This is a genomic window from Kitasatospora sp. NPDC101801 (assembly GCF_044766665.1).
Classification (GTDB): domain Bacteria; phylum Actinomycetota; class Actinomycetes; order Streptomycetales; family Streptomycetaceae; genus Kitasatospora.
The window spans coordinates 1-1,723 of record NZ_JBIWML010000096.1 but is presented as its reverse complement, the minus strand read 5'-3'; the positions used below and the strand labels follow the sequence as shown (position 1 = coordinate 1,723).

Here is a 1,723-nt window from a genome sequence, read left to right as displayed (position 1 = left end):
AGGGTTTGCCGATCATTAACACGCTGGTTTGATCTCCGCGTTGGGGCGGCCTCCTTGGGCGACGACGCGAGCGTGGAGGGCCGCCAACGCTGAAGGCGGGGATGCTGCGGGTGAGATGGCTGTCCCGTGCTGGTCAAGTAGCTTCCTGACCTTGTGGAAGGTGCGGTGCACCGCGCTTCTGCTGCTGTCGAACAGTGCGGCGAGGGGCTCCGCGGGTAGGCCGAGCCGCAGGTGGAGCACGGTGGCCAGGACCTGTTCGTCGAAGGGAAGCCGAGGTGGACGGCCCATGCCTGCGCCGGGCTGTGCATCGTGCAGTGCGGCCAAAGCCACGGTCAGTGCGTCCAGTTGATGCTTGGGCATGCCGGTCAGGGCGGGATCTGACAGCCTGCCCTGATCCCAGGTCGTGGTCGGCTCGCGGTCGTCGGCCGGCGCGGGATGGCCGTCCGAGGGTGTGCCGACCAATGCCGGGTGCAGGACGTAGTTCCAGTCGCCGTGAAAGGTGTGGCGGGTCAGGGGCAGCGCGGCCATGTCGGCGTCACCGATCTGGATGCCGATGGGGTAGGTGCCGGTGTCGAGTTCGGCGTGGACGCGCAGTCCGCCGCAGTTGGTGGTCGCGGCGATGGTCCGCACGATGACTTCGTGGCTGGTCAGCGGGCGGCCGCGCCAGTTCATGGTGATGTGGGAGAACAGCCGGTGCTCGATCTTGTTCCACTTCGAGGTGCTCGGCGGGAGGTGGCATACGGTGATCTCAAGGCCGGTCTCGGCGGCCAGCGCGGCCAGTTCGATCTTCCAAGCCCGGGTGCGGTAGCCGTTGGAACCCCCGGCGTCCGCGGTGATCAGCAGCCGCGTCGCCCGCGGGTAGGTCGTCTTGCCCAGGCCGTGCCACCATCGGCGGATCGAGGTTACGGCGAAGGCGGCGGTGTCGTGGTCGCAGCCGACGTTCACCCAGCCGGCGTTCGCCGCGAGGTCGTAGATCCCATACGGGATCGCCTTGCCCAGCGCGGGATCGGCGAAGTCGTGCACGCTCACCCTCACGGGCTCCCCGATGGGCTGCCACTCGCGGCCGCTGTTCTTGAACTCGCCGACAAGCTCCTTCTTCTTGGCGTCGACGCTGATCACTGGCTGACCGGCGTCCCGGTGCTCGCGGACCTGTTCGTTGAGGTAGCGGAACTGCTCGTCCCGGTCGGGGTGCTGCTTTCCTTCCAGCGTCTTGGCGTTGGCCTGCAGGCTGAAGCCCTCCTCCCGCAGCAGGTCGGCGACCGTGTCGGCCGAGATCCGGTGACCCTGCCGGGTCAGTTCGGCGGCCAGGTGGCGGGTGGACTTCGTCGTCCACCGCAGCGGGGACATCGGATCACCACGGACATCCGGCTCCACCAGGGCCAACAGCGCCGGTCGCAGTCCGGGGTTGAGATCGGCCAGCCGCCTGCGGCCCCCGCCTGCCCGGCGCACCCGCCCGAGCGGCCCCTGGCCCGACTCCAGCTCGGCCACACCTTTCGACACGGTCACCTCGCTGACGCCCGCCGCCCGGGCCACAGCCCGGATTCCGCCGTGCCCAAGCGTCCGGGCCTCCGCTCCCATCAGCAGACGGCGCTGCCGCTCGTCCAGATGAGGCAGCAACACCTCCAACTTGGCGGCGAGTTGAGACCGCATCCCCTCCGATACACCCATACCAGACCAACGAGCCGCAGAGCGGGAAGCAACACCTTGTTCCTCTGCAAGCCCT

Annotated in this window: 1 protein-coding gene; it reads right to left on the bottom strand. The window is 68.6% G+C overall.

Translation table 11 applies throughout. The annotated features are described in order from the left end of the window. Positions 1-15: 15 nt before the first annotated feature. Entirely contained in the window at positions 16-1,668 is a 1,653-nt protein-coding gene (locus ACIRPK_RS36840) for an ISAzo13 family transposase (protein WP_403047308.1), read from the bottom strand. Between the last annotated feature and the right edge of the window lie 55 nt (positions 1,669-1,723).